We start from the raw sequence: 18,117 nt of genomic DNA, 5'->3' as shown, positions 1-18,117 counted from the left end.
GTTTGCCATAAAAAAAGCGGCAACTTGCCGCTTTTTATTGGTCGAGTTAGCGCCTAGGCTCGGGAGCCTTCAGCTTATATACAATACCGGGATTACAACGTTGCATTTCAAACCTGTCGGTTAAACCGGTTAATGATTCAGACGCCCCCAGCATTAAATAGCCGCCAGGATTAAGGGCGCCAGCAAATTGATTAAGGATTTTCGATTTAACTTCAGGTGAAAAATAAATCAACACGTTACGACAAAAAATAATGTCAAATTTACCAAGCAGAGTGTAACTATCAAGTAAGTTAAACGAACGAAAAGAAGCCAATTTTTTGACTCTTTCTGACACCCTCATGCGACCAGAGCCGTCATTAACCGCCTCAAAAAACTGTCGTTTGCGTTCCGGCGATAAACCTCTAGCTAAGGCTAAAGAGTCGTACTCACCTTTTTTACAATGCTCCAGCATCGCACTCGATATATCCGTGCCCAATATCTGTACGCCTTGCGGCATTGCGCCAGGCTTTTTCATTTGGTATTCAAGTGTCGACATCGCAATGGAATACGGCTCTTGGCCTGAAGATGATGCGGCAGACCATATTTTAAGTGGTCTTTTATTCGCACTTAAGTCTGGGTAAAGCTTATCAACTAACAATTGGAATGGGTAAGTATCACGAAACCACAGCGTTTCATTTGTTGTCATGGCATCAATAACAGAGGCTCGCAAGTCTCGTTCACGAAAACTCATTGAACGCTGAATTAACTCAGGTAATGAATCGACCTTATATTGGCTTAATAACGGCGATAGCCTACTCTTCACCAAATATTGTTTATTTGCCCCTAAAACAATCCCACACTGTACTTCTAAAAAGTCAGAAAATTGTTTATATACTTCATCAGACAACATTTTTGCAGTCAAATTAATGCCCTTTTAATATTTAACTGTTCACCGCTTCTTTCACCGCAGTCGCTAGTTCATCAGGATTAAACTTGGCAATAAAATTATTTGCACCAACTTTATTAACCATAGCTTGATTGAAAACGCCGCTTAAAGAAGTATGCAAGATAATATGCAGTCCCTTTAGTGCTGGTGTAGCTCTAATTTCAGCCGTAAGGGTATAGCCATCCATTTCTGGCATTTCTATATCAGAAATAACTAATGCTATTTGATCGGTAATAGGCCCATCTTTCGCCATCTCTTTCAGCATGACCAAAGCTTCACGCCCATCTTTAGCCAGTAAGCATTCTACACCTAACGATGTCACCGCTTTTTTCACTTGATTACGTGCCACACTAGAATCATCTGCAACTAAGATTTTCCGACCATGAATTTTTTCACTGGTATCTGGTGTTTTAAGTGACTCACTGACATCCGTATTAACTGGAGAAATTTGGTCCAAAATTTTCTCTACGTCAATAATTTCTACTAACTCATTGTCAACCTCTGTAACCGCAGTCAGGTAACTAAAGCGCCCTGCGCCCTGCGGTGGCGGCATAATTGCCTCCCAATTCATATTAATAATACGTTCAACAGAATTAACCAAGAAACCTTGCACTGAACGGTTATATTCAGAAATGATAATAAAGCACTTAGACAAGTCTTCAATTGGTCGGCCACCTGTTGCCAAACTAAGATCGATCACTGAGATCGTTTTACCACGAATGTGAGCGACACCCCGAACAACTGGGTGTAGTTTTGGCATGGAAGTCAATGGCGGGCATTGCAGTACTTCTTTTACCTTAAATACGTTGATACCGTAACGTTGGCGCCCCACCAGTTTAAATAGTAATAGTTCTAATCGGTTTTGTCCTACAAGCTGGGTACGCTGGTTTACCGAATCAAGTAATCCTGCCATAACTGTCTCCGTTTATAATTCAATCGCTTCTGCATTCGTTCTGCTCGATACACCTACCTTGCAATGGCATCGCTATTGCAAGTTTGCAAATGTGTATCCAAACGCTCATGCTTAATTGTGTTTAGTTGCAATGAGCAAATTGCATGAGTTAAGTTTAAACCCTATTTTCGCACTAGGTTGAGAAATTAAACCTAATATACTGATTTTTTGACACCAAACCTTATATCAATGCTAGGAGCAAAATGCTGAATCGGATTTTTATTTTATTATGCAGTTTAGGTATTTATCAGGCTTTTGCTAGCCCTAATTACCATATATTGATAGAAAAGATGGCAGAAGATGAAGTTGCAGCACAAATTCAGTCACCCGCCAATGGCAAAGTAGACATCCAAGCAACGCCATTGGATGATCGATTATCGCTGACACAATGTGAAGCACCGCTAGATGTCGTCATAGTAAATGGCCAAGTTAGAAAAAACACCGTGGTCAAAATTACCTGCGATACCGCCCCTTGGCACACTTATGTCCAAGTTCGTGTCAAAATAACGACTCCTGTAGTAGTCGCTAAACGGTTACTGGCACCTGGTGCCATTCTTTCAGACCAAAACATTACAATCTCATTTGTTGAGCTTTATACACTGAGAGGCAATGTAGTTGCCGATCCACTCAAGTTATATGGCGTAAAAGCAAAACGCAGGATCCCGAAAGGTCGCGCAATTAAAATGCGTGATGTTTGTTTTATTTGTAAAGGGGATAATGTAGTGATTAAAGCAAGAGTGAGTGGCCTTGAGATAAAAACCAATGGTATTGCTATAAATAGTGCCTCACTCGGTGATACCATTCGTGTTAGAAACGCCCAGACGAATAAGGTTGTGGTAGGAAAAGTGACCGGCATAAGCGAAATGGAAGTAAAATTATAATTTCTGCTAAAGTTAGTGCTATCGCTGCCGATAAATCTAATACCGGTATTATTACATCTAGATAGGTTGTTATTATGGCTATTAATATGCACAACGTTGGTAACAGGTCCAACCTTAATGTAGAACAAAAACAACAAAAGCAAGAGCAATTGACTCGTGCGAATGAGCAAGCGCCAAGTAAACCGGCTGCAAGTAAAGATTCTGTTTCTTTAACGCCACAGGCACAAGCATTGAACAGCTTAAAAAAGCAGTCGTCAGAGCCAGCGGTTAACCGTGAGCGTGTTGAGACCCTCAAAAAAGCGATACTCAACGGTGAATACAAAATTGATGCAGACAAGTTGGCTAAAAATATGACAGAATTTGAAGCTAAATTCGGTCAATCATTTGGTGTCTAATGCCTAACTCAATCTCAGATTCAATTTTAGCTTTGCTAAAACAGCAACTTGACAACACTAGCTTATTAGCAAAAGTGATAGATGATGAGTATCAAGCACTAATAAAGCGCGACTCAGATACGCTTAACCAGTTGGTACAAGATAAACAATCTTTACTCGCACAAATAGAGCAACAGGATCTCAATATACAACAGCACCCCGAAGCAAGTGCTTTAACAGATCAGTCAGCTCAAGACGTGCAGCAAATATTGAATGAAATAAAGCAGCAATTTATTACATGCCAGCAGCAAAACAGCGTTAATGGTGAGTTAATTGAAATGAGCTTGCGCACTACTCAGCATCTAGCCGGCGTGCTCAACCAGGCCAAAGCAGCTAATTCATTAACATACGATGCTAAAGGGCAAGCAAGAGGAGGAAGTTTACTCGGTAAAGGCATAAAAGCGTAACCTGCTTTGTATTAGCTGTATTAGTTCAGACAAATATGGCGCTTCCTACAGGAGTCGAACCTGTGGCCTACCCCTTAGGAGGGGGTCGCTCTATCCTACTGAGCTAAGGAAGCATGGCATAATTATACTCAACCCTTTTATTAAATATACTTTTTATTTCAATACGCCGCTCTTGAAGCTTATTTAATATTCGCAAAATCATTGAGTTGGATGTTACTCGCTGGCAGTGAATCCAACGCCTGCAAAACTGCAGAATCCCGATACAACTCTATAACCTTAGTATGAATTGCACTACTCTCTTGACGAAAGCGTGGAATGCCAAATTGATCCGTATAACTGCCATTATGTGACAACTGAATAGCTTGACCAATTTTCAAACCATTTTTACTGCCAAGATTAATCTGTACCTTATCATCATGAACGGCAATAACTTTTGCCATCGTATCAACACACTCCAACGCAGCGGTTGTATTAATCAACACATCATCCATTACGGCTAATAAACGCTGACCATAGGGAGCATCCCAGAATTTTTTTGAAGATAAATCAACAATATCTTGCTCTTTATAGGTCCACATTGCGCGCTGACGATAGTGTTTAACGTCAAGTAACTCGCCAGATAGACCATCAAATAAATAAGTACTTAAGTAAAAATTTCTTGGTGCCTCTTTAAAGAAGAAGTCGTATGGTTGCTTCTTGTCTCGCTCAACGGAAACATCATCGATACTCCCCAGCAGCACAAACTGACTATCAGCCCGACTGGCGATAGCAATGACTTGATCACGTACCGCATGGTGCCTAGCATCAAGTAAATTAGGATTAAAATTAACATTTTGATTAATGAATTGGCGCACATCAAAGGCACTATGATTGAGGCTTAACAGATTATTAAGCTTGCTTGTAAATTCACTATCAATATGAAATATTCCCCCATTTATTGCTTGCTCTCTATTTCTAAGCTTAAAACGAACCAATGCCAAAGATTTGGCATATTGCTGTTGCTGACAGCGAGGTTGATCACTCGCTAAAACATCTACTTGAACGGAAACATAAATAAAACCATTTTCAATACGTTCACTCGTTACTTTCAAGCCTCTAATTTCACCTTCTCCGGCCAGCTGTAACTGCTCCTTAGCTAAAATGCCATTATCAAGTTGCTGTAAGCTTTTGATAGAAGCGCCTGCATACAATAGCGCTTGTCTGACAGCGTCTTTCACACCACTTTCCCGAGCTTGAGCTATATCGTCATTGAGAATAGGCGCTTGCCCTTGGGCTTCAAACCATGCCGCTTGTGCCGAGCTGGTAACCATAATGAACCAAAAAATGCAGATAAACTTAGCCATAACACAGCCTCACTGATACAAAATAAACGAGTCGATAAAAGACCATTGACCACAGCCCAAATTGAATAAACGCCCAAGTACGAGAACAATATAGAGCCAATACTATTTCAAGTGACATTTAGACTTAAAGCAATAAGCAAGCAATATTTAGGCCAAAACAATCTACTGCAGATTGTTAACAGCACATCAGTTGTGGCACTTGGTACATTTATTGCTTTATTTCTAACCGAGGTGTTAGCAAGACATTGGGCTTACTAGTCACATTTACCTAAATTTTAATTATTTAGCCAAAAGTCATAATGTTCATCGTTAGTAGTCACTAAAGTGTTAAAGCTTTATTTAGCTAAAGAATTGAGCATGTAAGTCGATATAGCTATTTATAGATAGATCGATAGAGGGAATGAAATGAACAAACAAGCTTGGTGTCTCTGTTGTGTCGCCATAACAATGTCTGGCTGTGCAACCCAACCTAAAAACGATATTGTCATTATCGATCCGAATGCATCGGAAAATATTACCACTAACAGTCGGCAATATACTGCCGATTCACAAACCTCAGTCAATACGATTTATGTCCGTTCAAGTACATTACCCACGAGCCATGCTGATAATGAAACAAAATCGCAATACTATGGCAGCTACGTCTCTCCGGGATACCGAAGTTGGCGCCAAGTTCAGCCGAAGCGACCTGATATGTTGCCGGGCGACCGCGCGCGCGAGCTTGACTACATCATACGTGCTTTAGCCGATCAACTAGCCCTAAATAGGGATCCTAACGCGAGTAAAACGCCTATTGCGGTCACTTCTTTATCTAATATTGATGACTTACAAAATACGAATTGGCTCGGGCAGGCAATTTCTGAGGCGTTTATTCATGAACTGCATATTCGTGAAGTGCCTGTCATTGACTTTAAAACGACAGGGAAAATAAAAGTAACTCCTGAAGGTGACTTCGTATTTAGCCGAGAGTGGGACCAGTTGCGTAGTAAAATTCCGGTTTATCGTATTTTCACTGGCACCATGTCACGTAATGATGAAGGTGTAGTAGTGAACGTTAGAACCATTAATATGCAAACTTTACTGGTAGAGTCTACAGGACGTGCTTTCATTCCGAATCGCTTATTAATAGGTGCTAAAAACAGCTTAAATGCAGGTAAGAACGATGCCTATATTCAAAGATCCAGCGTCCCTTCAGGGGTGAACGGTCGTACCGTCGAATTTGTAAAATAATAGGAGTCATCGCTATGTTCAAAGCGCCTCTCATTGCTGCAGTATTACTCCTTAGTGGTTGTTCGCAAATTGCAAATACGCACATCGAGTATGAAACCGTCAAACCAGAAAAATTCCCTGTTCTGATTGCAGTGGGCTATGCTCCAATTGATTTACAACCTGGCGTAACTAAGCAGCAAAAAATGCTCAATGCTATCCGCGCATCTAAACTCGATGCTTATAGAGAGCTAGCGGAACAAGTTTATGGGCTACAAATCAGCAGTCAAAATACCTTAAACACATACATTATCGGCTCAGATAAGGTAAAGGCCCAAGTAGATGGCTTGATCAAAGGAGCACGAGTGGTGCAAAGCTACCCAATGGGTGAAATGTATGCCACCGAATTAGAATTAGATACTGAGCAGCTTTATTACATAAACGAAATGCAAAGCATGCCACAAAAAGTGAAAAAGATTACTTACTATTAATAACTTACAATCAAGCTTATTTAGTTGAGATAGATGCCTAACACATCCGTTCCGGTTTGGAAAACATGAGCTTGAAGAAAGCGACTTGGAGAGGTTGAAATTTAGCCCAAATCTAAGCAGATACTGAAACATCATTTCTCGACTGACAGTTCAGGCCAGACTAATGCGATTAGTCTAGTTAGCCCATCACGAGCTAACTCACTAATGCTAATTTGGCGCGTAAAAAGCGATAGTCTAAAATAAGCCTATTTATTTAGTAACCAACTAAGAATACTAGATTTATCTGCTTTATCAGCCTTTGCATACCAATAGGCTAACATTTCTAACGGCTTAGAATCAGAGATCAATGGTTGCTTCACTTCAACTCGGTTACTAAATGCCCAATCTTCAAATGCCTTCTGCTCATTCTTACCAGCTTCATTATACCAATAGCGGACCATTTCAACAGCGGTAGAGTTAACCCTAACTGGTGCTGACTGCGTATTACTCTGAACAGTATTGTTATTAAGAGCCGTCTGCGCTGCACCAGCTACAGTAATATCATTCTTACGATTATATGCGTTAAGCTCTTTAGCATAGTCTCGTGAAATACCGCCTAATAACGGTAACTTATCTTGTTTATAATCAATACCTTTTGCAGACTGAATAATGAAAGCTGAATTCTGATTAAATGCTTCAGCTTGCTCGACAGTATTAATGCTATCTTCAACACCTACATCCAATTTTTGATCGGCAGCGTTAAAGCTTATGACTACTGGATCAGAATTAAATTTCTCATACTCGCCATACCTAGTAACCAGTTTAGCGACCCGAACCACAATTTGATTAAAGCCATTATCTAGTTGCAAAGTGGATAATTTTTTTAAACGAAAGCCAACCTCTTCGCCATTTATAACTAATACATTCACATCATCTTTCAGATTCACCTCAACTTTAGCTAAACTACTAAATGAAACAGTCAGCAACCCCACTGTTACCATTTTTAACCAAATTCTCATCATAATTTCCTTCAAAAAAAAGAGCACCCAGAAGGTGCTCATTTACATAAATTAATAAGGCAGTAGTTTCACTTCGTATTAGAAGTAGTATTCTGCACCGATTAATAGGTTGTTATCAAAACCATCTGCTGCGTTCATTTTGTAGTTACGTAGATCCATGAACAAGTAAGTGCTTGGTAACAAGTAACCTAGACGAGCTGTGATAGCTGTATCGCCAGTATCTTTCATCTTGTTGCCATTTTGCTCTGCATCGGTAGTTGCAGCGTAACCTAGTTTGTAAACAAAAGAGTTGTTAACGTACTGAGCAGTAGCAGAGTATGCAATTTGCTCTTGGTCTGCTAATTCATTGTTCATAAGCTTAACAGCAGCAGTAAACGTTAATGAATCAAAACCAGCAGATGCACCTAGAATTGCGTAATTTGTATCGCCTTTCTTAACACCAGCAGAATCTTTGTATTCAGCTTGGTTGTAGTAACCGCCGTGAATATTTACAGGGCCAGCTTGGTAAGATGCAGCAATACTTGCAACGATTGCATCAGTAGTCGATTCCATGCCACTTACAGTTGCTTGGAAGTTAAAACCGTTAAAGGTTTCAGAATCAAAACGGATTACGTTATCTGCACGATCTTGATAACCACCGTTAATATCGTTGTTCCAGTCGAACACGTTACCTAGACCAGGGTTTGAGTGTGGCCAGTCAACGTAATTGTAAGCAGCAACTAACTGACGACCGTATTTGATAGAACCAACGCCATCAAAGCCTAGACCTAGGTAAGTATCACGAGCACCTAGCTGACCGTTGTCATTGTGTGTCCAAGGTGTAGCAGAATCAAAGCCGCCGTGGTTTGCGTTACCACCTTCGATTTGCCATAGGAAGTTTGGACCGAAATCTTCAAACTCAACTACACCACGGAAACCAATACGAGATTCGATCGTTGCAGTGATAGTCTCGTCTGCACCTTTTGCATCAGGTGATGCAATTGTAACAAAACCAGCAGCTTGACCGTAAAATTGTACTGCGTCGCCAGCTAGTTGAATTGCTGCATTTGCGCCCATCGATGCAGTTGCTAAAGCAGCTGCTACTAGAGTTTTCTTAAACATTTGTCGCTCCTTGAATATAGACTCAGCGTTTTAAGTCAGTTCCTGTGTGTATAAATCCTATACAGCTGGAACTTTATTTCTTCATTAAATGTAACCAAATTAGTTACAAATTCTTATTTGGTGGTATAGCAAATCATTTGCTCACCGCCTTATGGAATTTCATACTACCTTCGCATTACAAATTATCAATATAATTTACCAAACAAAGAACAGAAAACAGAGTTTGATCACAAAAATATATTGAACCTTTTTCAAACCATTATAAAACAATGGGTTACGTGATTTTGAATGTTACCAAAGGGGTTTAAATACTGCTTAGCTAACAATGAATATCTAAACATTTGTTAGCAAAATGTCCAGCACTGCTAATTCATGTTTATTTATCATAGGACTAAGTCAAGCCTTAGCCAAGGCTGAATATAAATACAAAATTTGAGTATTTTGTAAGTAAAAGGATTATAACGCCCTTAACCGAGCGTTCAACTTTTCAACACAAATTATGTTTGAGTATTTGAGTTAGCTCGCCTTTTTGCTTAAGTTAAGCCTTGGTTATTGTACATTTCATGTCTATCAGTAGAGAAAATAATGAATTCGACAGTTTTAATTAGCGGGTGCTCTAGCGGAATCGGTCTTTATTGTGCAGCCCAGCTACAACAAGCTGGCTTTCAGGTTTTTGCCACAGCGCGAAAAAAATCAGACTTGGCCCATTTACGCGCAATAGGCTGCCAAGCTATTTATATGGAAATGTCTGATCCTCAATCTATACAGCTTGCAGTAGATGAAATTCTAACTGCTACTAATGGCAAACTGGATATCTTATTCAACAATGCAGCTTTTGGCCAACCTGGCGCCGTGGAAGACTTACCAACACAAGCCCTAAGGGAGCAATTTGAGACCAACTTATTTGGCTGGCATGAATTAACCAAACTTATTATCCCTGTGATGCGCCGCCAAGGTCATGGCCGAATTATACAAAATAGTTCGGTATTAGGATTAGTCGCGATGAAATACCGCGGAGCCTACAACGCCAGTAAATTTGCTTTAGAGGGATTAACCGATACCTTGCGGTTAGAGTTAGCTGGCTCAGGCATCCATGTATGTTTAATAGAGCCCGGCCCCATCAAAAGCCAATTTAGACATAATGCACTACGAGCATTTCACCAACACATTAATATTGCGAATAGCCATCACCAGCAAGCTTATGAAAATACAATTGCTCGCCTTAGCGCATCAGAAAGCAATAGTGCATTTACCCTAGAGCCCATAGCCGTATTTCGCGCGCTCAAGCACGCGATTCAAGCACCTAAACCCAAAGCGCGGTATTATGTTACCTTGCCAACCTATGTTTTTGCTCTGTTGCGAAGAGTATTACCAACACGTTGGCTCGATTACCTGTTAAATAAAAGCGATTAATTAGCACACTCTTTTAAAGGAAACTAATGTGAAACGGATGGTATTATTTTTTGTTGCAACCCTCGTATCTCAATTTTGCTTTGCTAATAGCACCCCTGCGTTCTGGCAATTGACCAAACAAGATCATGCAACACTGCACATTTTAGGCTCCATTCATGTCGGCAGTGAAGAGCTTTATCCTCTTCCCGCTCATATAGAACAAGCATTCAATAATGCTTCACAACTTATCGTAGAAGTCGATATGAGCAGAGTAACAAAATCGGATTTAGAGGAAGTACAACGCTTAACCCACTTACCTAATCCGCAAAGGCTAGCTGACGTTATGCCTATTGAACAATATCGCACTTTAAAGGCTATGCTAAAGCCGCTGGGATTAAATCGTCCTGAAGTAAAAGCATTACAACCTTGGTTTGTTATTATTTCAGCCATGCATTTAAAGTTAGAGCAAATTGGCTATTTAGCCGCAATGGGTATTGATCAACATTTCATTCAAAGCGCTAATAAAGTCAAAAAACCTATCGTTCAACTTGAAAACATGCAAAAACAAATCTGGAATATGTCGCAGCTAGCGCAAGAGAGTGAAGAATTTGTTGAGCAAAGTATGAAAGAGTTAGCAGAAATCGACCAACTCGCTCCCAAGTTATTAGAGGCTTGGTCTCAAGGTAACTTGTCGAAATTAACAACCTTACTCATTGCAAATGACCAGCCAGAAAAAGATCTCAATGCTTTTCAAACAATGATGTTAGAGAGAAATCAAGACTGGTTCGAGCAATTAACTGCACTCCCCAAAGAAAGTGACGCATTCATTGTCGTTGGTACATTACACCTTACTGGTGAATCCAACCTGATTGAACTACTCGAGCAGAGCGGCTATCAAGTCACAAGCATTGCGCAAGAGATTGAGCCAGCCAGTGTTGTTGATTAACAAATTGTGCGAAGATTCCTTTCGCCTTGACTCGATTAACGTTGCTATAACATCCTTGCTTGATCAGGATCATCACATTTAAAACGAGATGTTTTTACACTTTCGTCACTAGCTATATATGAGGATACAGTGATGGAACTTTGGATGGACCTACTTTTTGGCAACCCTATCGGACTTGCATCTATGGCTGTTATTGGCACCACAGTTGGCCTATGCACCTTTTATGCGGTGTATTTTTTAATCAAAATAAAAAATGCGAAGCCGCCAGTTGAAGCCCATAAAGCATGATTTCATTGGATTGCCCTGACTTAGGTGCAATCCAGCTTTTTGTCAGGCAAGCGATTAAGGTAGTCAAGCCTGCAATATTTGCCTTGGCAAATAACCTTAGTGACAGAGCCATAAGCCAGACCAAGTTGTACGCTATTTTCAAGGGGGATCCCCAGTAACGAAGCAACAATGGAGCGGATCACGCCAGCGTGAGTAACGATCACTATCTTACTATCGACATTATCCTTGCTATTACAAAGCGCGAACCAAGCTTTTACTACGCGTTGATGAAACACCTCTAAGCTCTCGCCATTGGGTAAACGGTGGTGAACAAGGTTGTCATTCCATTGTTCGATATCACCTTTCTCGATATCACACCATAAACGACCCTCCCAATCACCAAAGTCAAACTCTGACCAACTGGGCTCAATTAACGGCGTTGTCGTCAACTTTTGCGCAAGTAATAAGCAACGTTGTGCCGGACTTGAATAAACTTGATTTGGCGACATATTTCTAACGAGCGCTTCAAGTGGTTTTGCTTGCTCAGCAAAATCAGCACTAAGGGGTAAATCTAAACGCCCATAGCAAGTGCCCACGGCTACATCGGGCTGCGTGTGACGTATTAGATAACATTCCATACTGATGCTCCCAATACCAAGTACACCAGCACTTCAGTTATTTGCTGGCTGGCACCTAAACAATCTCCAGTAATCCCCCCTAAGACTCTGTTAAACCAGTAACGTAATGCAAAAAAAGTGACCACCAACAATGCGATGGTAACCATAATGACCTCTCCTGCTAGCCAATACAACGGAAGAGCAGCCAGCACAGCAGCCACGAATAACTCCCCAATTGACAACCCTAACTGTGTTTGGCCTATTTTACTGTCAGATTGTTCCCGTACATAAGGAAGCGATGCCATTAATAGTAGCGGTACGAAACGACTCACACTGTGACCCACCCAAACGCTAAGTAAGATATCAGGCACACTCAACAGCGCCTGATGCTTCAGTAATAGCAGCAAACATAAGCCAACACTGGCATAAGTACCCACCCGAGAGTCCTTCATGATGGTCATAATGGCTTGTTTGCCGTAACCACCACCAAAGCCATCACAAGTGTCTGCAAAGCCATCTTCGTGAAATGCGCCTGTTAACCAGATAGTCGCCACCATCGAGCAAATTACCGCAATGGACTCACTCAGCACTAAACTCGCTAACCAGTAGACTAAACAAGCAACGGCCGCAACCAACCAACCTACTAACGGAAAATATACATTCCCTTTAACCAGATCTTGCCCGTTAAATGTCATACCTTTTGGCCAAGGTATTCGGGTATAAAATGTCAACGCATGAATAAATCGACGCCATTGCCCAACTAAAAAAAAGGGCTTAGGCGCAGAGACATCAGGCATGGTCGACACCTGCTGAATCAAAGGAAGCCATTTCGTTGACAAAAGATATGGCCGATACTAATAATGGATAAGCCACAGCAACACCAGAGCCTTCACCTAATCGCATATCAAGATCAAGTAGAGCCTCAACCCCCATAGCCTTAAGCATTTTTTTATGGCCCTGCTCTTTTGATTTATGGCAAAAAACGGCGTAGTCAATAAAATTCCCATCCATTTTACTCGCCATTAAAGCAGCACTGGTGGCAATAAAGCCATCTACAAGCACCAACATTCTTAGCTCTGCCGCTTTGAGCATAGCGCCACACATCATAACAATTTCAAAGCCGCCAAATTCAGCCAAAATTTGTTGTGGTGAAAGCTTGTTACCTTTAATTCTTTTAAGGGCTTTTTGAATAACTTTAGCCTTATGCTCTACCGCCGTTTTTTCTAAGCCTGTGCCACGACCAGCACATTCAGTTGCGCTCAATCCTAACGTCACAGCCATTAACGCAGCGGCCGACGTGGTGTTACCTATCCCCATTTCGCCAAAACCAATAACATTCGCACCACGTTTATGGCGATCGTCAACTAATTCAGCCCCCTTAGTTAACGCTTGTTCGCATTGCGCCATAGTCATAGCCGCCTGAGTAACAAAGTTTTGTGTCCCCTTGGCAATCGACGCATTAATTAACACACTATCTTCTGGCAACTCACCATTTACTCCCGCATTAACCACGCGAAATTCAATGCCGTGTTGACGACAAAAACAATTAATTGCCGCACCACCTTGAATAAAATTAAGCACCATTTGCTGTGTTACCCCTTGAGGAAACAAGCTTATCCCTTCCGCAACGACACCATGATCGGCAGCAAAAACCAACATTTGTGGCTGCGATAAATTAGGCTTTAATGTCTGCTGAATACGACAAATTTGCAAAGCAAGGGATTCAAGTTTACCTAAACTACCAAGGGGTTTAGTTTTGTTATCGAGGCAATGTTGAATTTCAGTATCAAGCTGTTGATTTAACGCAGGGATTGTAAACATAGCGAATTTCAGATGAGAATAAAGCCGCTTACTATAGCCTAGCAACGAAGAAAAAACAGTGACAAATCACAATCCCACGGTGAAAGCGCCTAGCGGATCGAAAAAATTATCTCTTCACGGCTAAAAAATGCTCTTTAATCGGAATTAATCCAAGAAAAATTAACAATAAACTTCAGTTTAAAAAGTAACGCAACTGACATTACTTTCTTTCACTTTTGCTCTGTTTAAACCAACCAATATAATGAATGGAACACTTTTATCTCGATATTTCGATTTCAGGAATGAAAGTGCAAAGGAACATATTCACCACGTTTTGGTGAGAGCAAGCATGCTGTTTTGGTTATGTCGAGCTGGGATTATTTACAAAATAGGGCTAAATAAATAAAAAACATTCTCCCAAAAACGCCTAATACGCGACCGCTGCCGCCACTGATTAAGCGTTAATTTTTCTGACGCGAGCATATACTGTAATTGCAGGTTCAAAACCCGCCCAGCAAACTCAGCATCATCCACTAGCATAGTCACTTCAAAATTTAGCCAAAAACTGCGTCGATCAAGGTTCACCGTTCCCACCAGTGCTACCACTTCATCAACCACAATGCTTTTTGTATGTAATAGGCCACCATGAAACTTGTATATTTCAACGCCCGCAGCTAATAGCTCGTCATAAAATGCACTAGCGGCATATTTCACCATTAATGAATCATTCAGTGCCGGTAAAATAATTTTAACCTGTACACCGCGATGGGCCGCGGCCTGTAAGGCCTTATGCAAACTATCATCGGGAACAAAATAAGGCGTTGTTAGTACCAAACTGTGCTTGGCTTGATAAACACAGGTCAGCAGTAATTGATGAATACAGTCACCGCCGGGGAATGGACCTGAAGGGATCAACTGCACGCGGTCGCCGCAACCACCATGTAATGTGTCTTGCGTGCCAAAGGGAGTTAACAGCCGTTCGCCCGTTTCCATCTCCCAATCCCACTGCAATAAAGATGTAATCAAAGCAACGGCTGGCCCTTGTACCCGAACCATCACATCAATCCATTCACCTAAGCCTGCATCTTGTTTAAAAAAACGGGGATCAACAATATTCATACTGCCGGTATAAGCGATCCGCTCATCAATACAGACCAATTTACGATGCATGCGCAAATCTTGTCGCTGAAAAAACATTCTCAATGGGCCGCTTTTTAACACCTCAACTAACTGTACCCCTGCAGCGCGCAACTCATCAGGGAGTTCAGAATCAAAAAAAGCACGGCTACCAACAGAATCTAATAACAGTTTACAATCTACCCCACGTTTGGCTGCATTACCTAATGCATCTGCAAGCTGGTCAGAAAAACCACCTAAATGCCAGATATAAAATTCCATCATACAGCTGTGCTCGGCCTGATTAACCTGTTCAATCAGCTCAAGCAAAATAGTATCTGTTGTATCCAGTAGCGTTAAATGATTGCCCGCAATACTGGGCATTCCCAACAAGCCTTCAATTAAATCATGCATGGGCTTGGCTGTATCGCTCACCTCAAGGGCACGGGCAGACTGGTTTTCGCGAAAAGTTTCAATGGCTAATTTAAAAGGTGAAAACATGTGTGTCGCGCGCTGCGCACGTTTTTTTCCTAGGTTTAATTCACCAAACAGGAAATAAAAGCCAACACCGGCAAAAGGTAATGCATAAATAATTGCTAGCCAAGATAATGAAATACCAATTTCTCGGCGTTTCATGATGACGCGTAAGGAAACAGAAATGATGATCAAGGTATGGAGTAACACTAAGCTCCAAGCTAGCACGTCACGCCAAACGTAATTAATCCATTCACTTAACATGATAACCCTAAAGGCATAATTTAGATTACATAATCATACCTTCAGAGCGCGCCGTCAAGTAAGCCTTAACGACGACAACGCAAGAAAAATGCAGCTTTTGCTTTGCGCATTGGTTTTGAAACATGAAAGCCTTGCACTAAATGACAACCCAAGTCAGACACGTACTCTACTTGCATATCGGTTTCAGTGCCTTCGGCTACAACATCAATACCGAGATTATCTCCCAACGAAACAATTGATTTAATGATAGCCTTTTCTATCGGGTCGACATGAGCATGACGAATAAAATCTTGCGCTATTTTGATTTTATCCACATGAACTCTCTTCATATTATTAAGGGATGAACGGCCAGTTCCAAAGTCATCAATCGCTAAACGCACACCAAGCTTACTCATATTAATCAAATTAGCCCGCACCACGGCCGAATCATCTGATAATACGTCTTCCTGCACCTCAAATTCCAACAAGTGAGCGGCGCAGCCTGTGTCTTTTAAGTAACTCAACACATTACTCATCAAATCGGCTTGCATTAATACACAAAGGGATAAATTCACAGCAACCCGACCAAAGTGTATGCCTTGTTCTTCCCACTCCGCCGCTTGTAAGCATGCTTGTTGGATCACCCATAAGTCGATGTTTGCCATTAACTCACTTTCTTTAGCCACAGACAAAAATGACAATGGCTCTATAATGCCGCTAGTCGGATGATTCCAACGAATTAACCCTTCTACAGCGACCACTTTATTTTTTTTCAAATCAAGTTGAGGTTGGTAATAAAGTTCAAACTCATTGCGTCTTAAGGCAAATCGCAACTCATTTTCTAAGGTAAATTGTCGCTGCGCGGCCAAAGTCAATTCTTCAGTATAAAACTCGTAATAGTTACTTCGATCTTGTTTAACCCTGATCAACGCGGCTTCGGCATTACTGAGTAACGAATCGGCGGTTTCCCCATCATCGGGATAGAGGCTAATACCAATATTGACATTTAAATATACGGCTTGTTCGTCAACAATTAAGCCACAAGATAACTCTCTAGCCAATTTCTTCGCGGCATGAGCAGCATCTTGTTCATGAACCATTTCATCTATCATGATCGCATACTCATCACTACCGAAACGGGCGATCACATCTTTTTCAGAAAATATCTCCGTTAACCTTTTGGCCACTTCTTTCAATACACGGTCACCAAAATTATGACCCAAGTTCTTATTCACTCGACTAAAGCGGTCAAGATCAATATGCATAATGGCAAAACCATGGCCATTACGCCGTGCCCGTTGCACACTGTCTTCGAGGCGATGAACAAAGAACAGGCGGTTACCAAGACCTGTTAAACTGTCATGATATTTAATATATTGCAGCTTTTCTTCTGATTGTTTCAACTCACTTAAATCAGAGAAAGTAGCAACATAGTTAGTGACTGCGTTATTCTTATCTTTGATTGAGCTAATATTCAGCCATTGATGATAATCTTCACCATTCTTACGTCGATTAATAATTTCACCATGCCAATTACCCACACTGTCTAGTTGATGCCAAAATGACTGGTAAAACGCATCATCATGTTTACCCGACTTAAGTAATGCTGGCGTATTACCTAGCGCTTCTTCTTCACTGTAACCAGTAATCAAACTGAAAGCCGGATTAACCGATAAAATAGTGCCCTTTTTATCAGTAATTAGAATCCCTTCTTGAGTATTTTCAAACACAATGGCTGCGCGTTTTAACTTTTTCTCAGCTTTGCGCTTTTCGGTAATATCTCGACCAACACCAATTAACCCTAGTACTTCTCCTTGTTTATCAAAATAAGGGACCTTGTACATATCAATTAAGTGCTTCTCACCGTTGTGATAAGTCAGAGTTTCTTCTGATGTAAGAATTTCACCCGATTCAACCACGTATTTATCTTGCTCTTGACACATTAACGCCTGATTGGGTTCAAAAAAGTCATCATCTGTATGACCTAAAATGGCATATTCAGGCTGACCAGCAAACACTTCAAAAGCCTGATTACAGCCCATAAAACGGCTAGTAGGATCTTTATAAAAGATAAGATCTGGGATAGTGTTTACAGTGGCTTTTAATAAAGAGTGAACATCGTCTAATTGTTTTTTTAGTATGCGGTTTTGCGCCATTAAATCACCAGTGAGCTCTCTCTGAATTAAGTCTAATTGCAGATGAACCAGCTGTGTTTGCTGCTGAGTTTGGCATTTTGATAGCATGTCTTGTTGCTTTGGTGTAACAGGCTTATCAATCAGAATCAGTTGCCAAGCTTGCTGCAACTTTTCTTCAAAATCGTTACTGTTATTCACATCAGAAAAACTAAACAACTCCTGAGTTAGGATTTGTTCTACAAGTTTTTTTGCCGATAAGGCATTATCACCAAAATAAAGAACCGTTTTTAAACTCAAGCAAACCACCTATTATGTTCAAGTGAACAAAACGCTCGCCGATTAGTTTGCTGCCCAAAACAAACCAATCAGACAAAGAACATTAAAACTCA

General features: G+C 40.9%; 18 protein-coding genes and 1 tRNA gene. 8 read left to right on the top strand and 11 right to left on the bottom strand.

From position 1 onward, the window contains the following. Positions 1 to 46: 46 nt before the first annotated feature. Together K1M91_RS04435 and K1M91_RS04430 are read right to left on the bottom strand one after the other, a co-directional pair. Positions 47 to 889, bottom strand: coding sequence for a protein-glutamate O-methyltransferase (locus tag K1M91_RS04435; protein ID WP_232800581.1), 843 nt, complete (start codon positions 887 to 889; stop codon positions 47 to 49). A 31-nt stretch (positions 890 to 920) separates the two neighbouring features. After that, positions 921 to 1,838, bottom strand: coding sequence for a chemotaxis protein CheV (locus K1M91_RS04430; protein ID WP_232800346.1), 918 nt, complete (start codon positions 1,836 to 1,838; stop codon positions 921 to 923). Positions 1,839 to 2,080: 242 nt separating this feature from the next. Here K1M91_RS04430 and flgA point away from each other — a divergent pair, with 242 nt between their 5' ends. The 3 genes from flgA to K1M91_RS04415 all read left to right on the top strand — a co-directional run bounded on the left by flgA (position 2,081) and on the right by K1M91_RS04415 (position 3,599). Beyond that, positions 2,081 to 2,758, top strand: a complete 678-nt coding sequence (gene flgA / locus K1M91_RS04425) for a flagellar basal body P-ring formation chaperone FlgA (RefSeq protein ID WP_232800345.1) — start codon at positions 2,081 to 2,083, stop codon at positions 2,756 to 2,758. 74 nt (positions 2,759 to 2,832) lie between these two features. Next, a complete protein-coding gene (flgM, locus tag K1M91_RS04420) occupies positions 2,833 to 3,153 on the top strand; it encodes a flagellar biosynthesis anti-sigma factor FlgM (protein ID WP_232800344.1) in 321 nt (106 codons plus the stop codon). After that, positions 3,153 to 3,599, top strand: a complete 447-nt coding sequence (locus tag K1M91_RS04415; RefSeq protein ID WP_232800343.1) for a flagellar protein FlgN — start codon at positions 3,153 to 3,155, stop codon at positions 3,597 to 3,599. Before flgM ends, K1M91_RS04415 begins: the two co-directional genes overlap by 1 nt. Before the next feature lie 36 nt (positions 3,600 to 3,635). On the opposite strand, the gene K1M91_RS04410 is transcribed toward K1M91_RS04415, so the two are convergent. Both K1M91_RS04410 and K1M91_RS04405 read right to left on the bottom strand, forming a co-directional pair. Next, a tRNA-Arg gene (locus tag K1M91_RS04410) sits at positions 3,636 to 3,712 on the bottom strand. A 66-nt stretch (positions 3,713 to 3,778) separates the two neighbouring features. Next, complete coding sequence (locus K1M91_RS04405) at positions 3,779 to 4,942, bottom strand: flagellar assembly protein T N-terminal domain-containing protein (protein WP_232800342.1); 1,164 nt, start codon at positions 4,940 to 4,942, stop codon at positions 3,779 to 3,781. 405 nt (positions 4,943 to 5,347) lie between these two features. Here K1M91_RS04405 and K1M91_RS04400 point away from each other — a divergent pair, with 405 nt between their 5' ends. Together K1M91_RS04400 and K1M91_RS04395 are read left to right on the top strand one after the other, a co-directional pair. Next, complete coding sequence (locus tag K1M91_RS04400) at positions 5,348 to 6,172, top strand: FlgO family outer membrane protein (RefSeq protein ID WP_232800341.1); 825 nt, start codon at positions 5,348 to 5,350, stop codon at positions 6,170 to 6,172. 14 nt (positions 6,173 to 6,186) lie between these two features. After that, a complete protein-coding gene (locus K1M91_RS04395) occupies positions 6,187 to 6,639 on the top strand; it encodes an LPP20 family lipoprotein (protein WP_232800340.1) in 453 nt (150 codons plus the stop codon). 245 nt (positions 6,640 to 6,884) lie between these two features. Here the strand turns inward: K1M91_RS04395 and K1M91_RS04390 are convergent, their stop codons facing one another. Further along, positions 6,885 to 7,640 (bottom strand): DUF2057 domain-containing protein, encoded by a 756-nt coding sequence (locus K1M91_RS04390; RefSeq protein WP_232800339.1) that lies wholly within the window; start codon positions 7,638 to 7,640, stop codon positions 6,885 to 6,887. 75 nt (positions 7,641 to 7,715) lie between these two features. After that, a complete protein-coding gene (locus tag K1M91_RS04385; RefSeq protein WP_232800338.1) occupies positions 7,716 to 8,738 on the bottom strand; it encodes a porin in 1,023 nt (340 codons plus the stop codon). Between the two features lie 585 nt (positions 8,739 to 9,323). On the opposite strand from K1M91_RS04385, the gene K1M91_RS04380 reads away from it, so the two are divergent. The 3 genes from K1M91_RS04380 to K1M91_RS04370 all read left to right on the top strand — a co-directional run bounded on the left by K1M91_RS04380 (position 9,324) and on the right by K1M91_RS04370 (position 11,364). Continuing rightward, complete coding sequence (locus K1M91_RS04380) at positions 9,324 to 10,151, top strand: SDR family oxidoreductase (protein WP_232800337.1); 828 nt, start codon at positions 9,324 to 9,326, stop codon at positions 10,149 to 10,151. A gap of 37 nt (positions 10,152 to 10,188) precedes the next feature. Next, positions 10,189 to 11,076 carry a TraB/GumN family protein gene (locus K1M91_RS04375; protein WP_232800580.1) on the top strand — a complete coding sequence of 296 codons (888 nt, stop codon included), beginning with the start codon at positions 10,189 to 10,191 and terminating at the stop codon, positions 11,074 to 11,076. 132 nt (positions 11,077 to 11,208) lie between these two features. Then, positions 11,209 to 11,364 (top strand): DUF3149 domain-containing protein, encoded by a 156-nt coding sequence (locus K1M91_RS04370; RefSeq protein ID WP_232800336.1) that lies wholly within the window; start codon positions 11,209 to 11,211, stop codon positions 11,362 to 11,364. Positions 11,365 to 11,384: 20 nt separating this feature from the next. Here K1M91_RS04370 and cobC read toward each other — a convergent pair whose 3' ends face one another. From cobC to K1M91_RS04345, 5 genes are all read right to left on the bottom strand, one after another. Beyond that, positions 11,385 to 11,981: an alpha-ribazole phosphatase family protein gene (gene cobC / locus K1M91_RS04365; RefSeq protein ID WP_232800335.1), complete on the bottom strand. Its 597-nt coding sequence runs from the start codon at positions 11,979 to 11,981 to the stop codon at positions 11,385 to 11,387. Beyond that, positions 11,966 to 12,757: an adenosylcobinamide-GDP ribazoletransferase gene (cobS, locus tag K1M91_RS04360; RefSeq protein WP_232800334.1), complete on the bottom strand. Its 792-nt coding sequence runs from the start codon at positions 12,755 to 12,757 to the stop codon at positions 11,966 to 11,968. Before cobS ends, cobC begins: the two co-directional genes overlap by 16 nt. After that, positions 12,750 to 13,781 carry a nicotinate-nucleotide--dimethylbenzimidazole phosphoribosyltransferase gene (gene cobT / locus K1M91_RS04355; RefSeq protein WP_232800333.1) on the bottom strand — a complete coding sequence of 344 codons (1,032 nt, stop codon included), beginning with the start codon at positions 13,779 to 13,781 and terminating at the stop codon, positions 12,750 to 12,752. The genes cobS and cobT overlap by 8 nt, the downstream gene beginning before the upstream one ends. A gap of 360 nt (positions 13,782 to 14,141) precedes the next feature. Then, a complete protein-coding gene (gene cls / locus K1M91_RS04350) occupies positions 14,142 to 15,614 on the bottom strand; it encodes a cardiolipin synthase (protein ID WP_232800332.1) in 1,473 nt (490 codons plus the stop codon). A gap of 65 nt (positions 15,615 to 15,679) precedes the next feature. Further along, on the bottom strand, positions 15,680 to 18,025 hold the full coding sequence (locus K1M91_RS04345) for a GGDEF domain-containing phosphodiesterase (RefSeq protein ID WP_232800331.1): 2,346 nt from the start codon (positions 18,023 to 18,025) through the stop codon (positions 15,680 to 15,682). Positions 18,026 to 18,117: the final 92 nt, after the last annotated feature.

It is taken from the genome of Motilimonas sp. E26, assembly GCF_021278025.1.
Classification (GTDB): Bacteria; Pseudomonadota; Gammaproteobacteria; order Enterobacterales; family CBDFNC01; genus Motilimonas.
The sequence above is the reverse complement of the archived record's forward strand: the minus strand, read 5'-3'. Positions and strand labels throughout refer to the sequence as shown.

Coding starts and splice junctions, on each gene's coding strand:
- K1M91_RS04400 (WP_232800341.1), top strand. CDS start 5,348: ATGAACAAACAAGCTTGGTGTCTCTGTTGTGTCGCCATAACAATGTCT.
- K1M91_RS04375 (WP_232800580.1), top strand. CDS start 10,189: ATGGTATTATTTTTTGTTGCAACCCTCGTATCTCAATTTTGCTTTGCT.
- K1M91_RS04385 (WP_232800338.1), bottom strand. CDS start 8,738: ATGTTTAAGAAAACTCTAGTAGCAGCTGCTTTAGCAACTGCATCGATG.
- flgM (WP_232800344.1), top strand. CDS start 2,833: ATGGCTATTAATATGCACAACGTTGGTAACAGGTCCAACCTTAATGTA.
- cobS (WP_232800334.1), bottom strand. CDS start 12,757: ATGCCTGATGTCTCTGCGCCTAAGCCCTTTTTTTTAGTTGGGCAATGG.
- cls (WP_232800332.1), bottom strand. CDS start 15,614: ATGTTAAGTGAATGGATTAATTACGTTTGGCGTGACGTGCTAGCTTGG.
- K1M91_RS04370 (WP_232800336.1), top strand. CDS start 11,209: ATGGAACTTTGGATGGACCTACTTTTTGGCAACCCTATCGGACTTGCA.
- K1M91_RS04435 (WP_232800581.1), bottom strand. CDS start 889: ATGTTGTCTGATGAAGTATATAAACAATTTTCTGACTTTTTAGAAGTA.
- K1M91_RS04390 (WP_232800339.1), bottom strand. CDS start 7,640: ATGATGAGAATTTGGTTAAAAATGGTAACAGTGGGGTTGCTGACTGTT.
- K1M91_RS04430 (WP_232800346.1), bottom strand. CDS start 1,838: ATGGCAGGATTACTTGATTCGGTAAACCAGCGTACCCAGCTTGTAGGA.
- cobT (WP_232800333.1), bottom strand. CDS start 13,781: ATGTTTACAATCCCTGCGTTAAATCAACAGCTTGATACTGAAATTCAA.
- flgA (WP_232800345.1), top strand. CDS start 2,081: ATGCTGAATCGGATTTTTATTTTATTATGCAGTTTAGGTATTTATCAG.
- K1M91_RS04405 (WP_232800342.1), bottom strand. CDS start 4,942: ATGGCTAAGTTTATCTGCATTTTTTGGTTCATTATGGTTACCAGCTCG.
- K1M91_RS04380 (WP_232800337.1), top strand. CDS start 9,324: ATGAATTCGACAGTTTTAATTAGCGGGTGCTCTAGCGGAATCGGTCTT.
- K1M91_RS04395 (WP_232800340.1), top strand. CDS start 6,187: ATGTTCAAAGCGCCTCTCATTGCTGCAGTATTACTCCTTAGTGGTTGT.
- K1M91_RS04415 (WP_232800343.1), top strand. CDS start 3,153: ATGCCTAACTCAATCTCAGATTCAATTTTAGCTTTGCTAAAACAGCAA.
- cobC (WP_232800335.1), bottom strand. CDS start 11,981: ATGGAATGTTATCTAATACGTCACACGCAGCCCGATGTAGCCGTGGGC.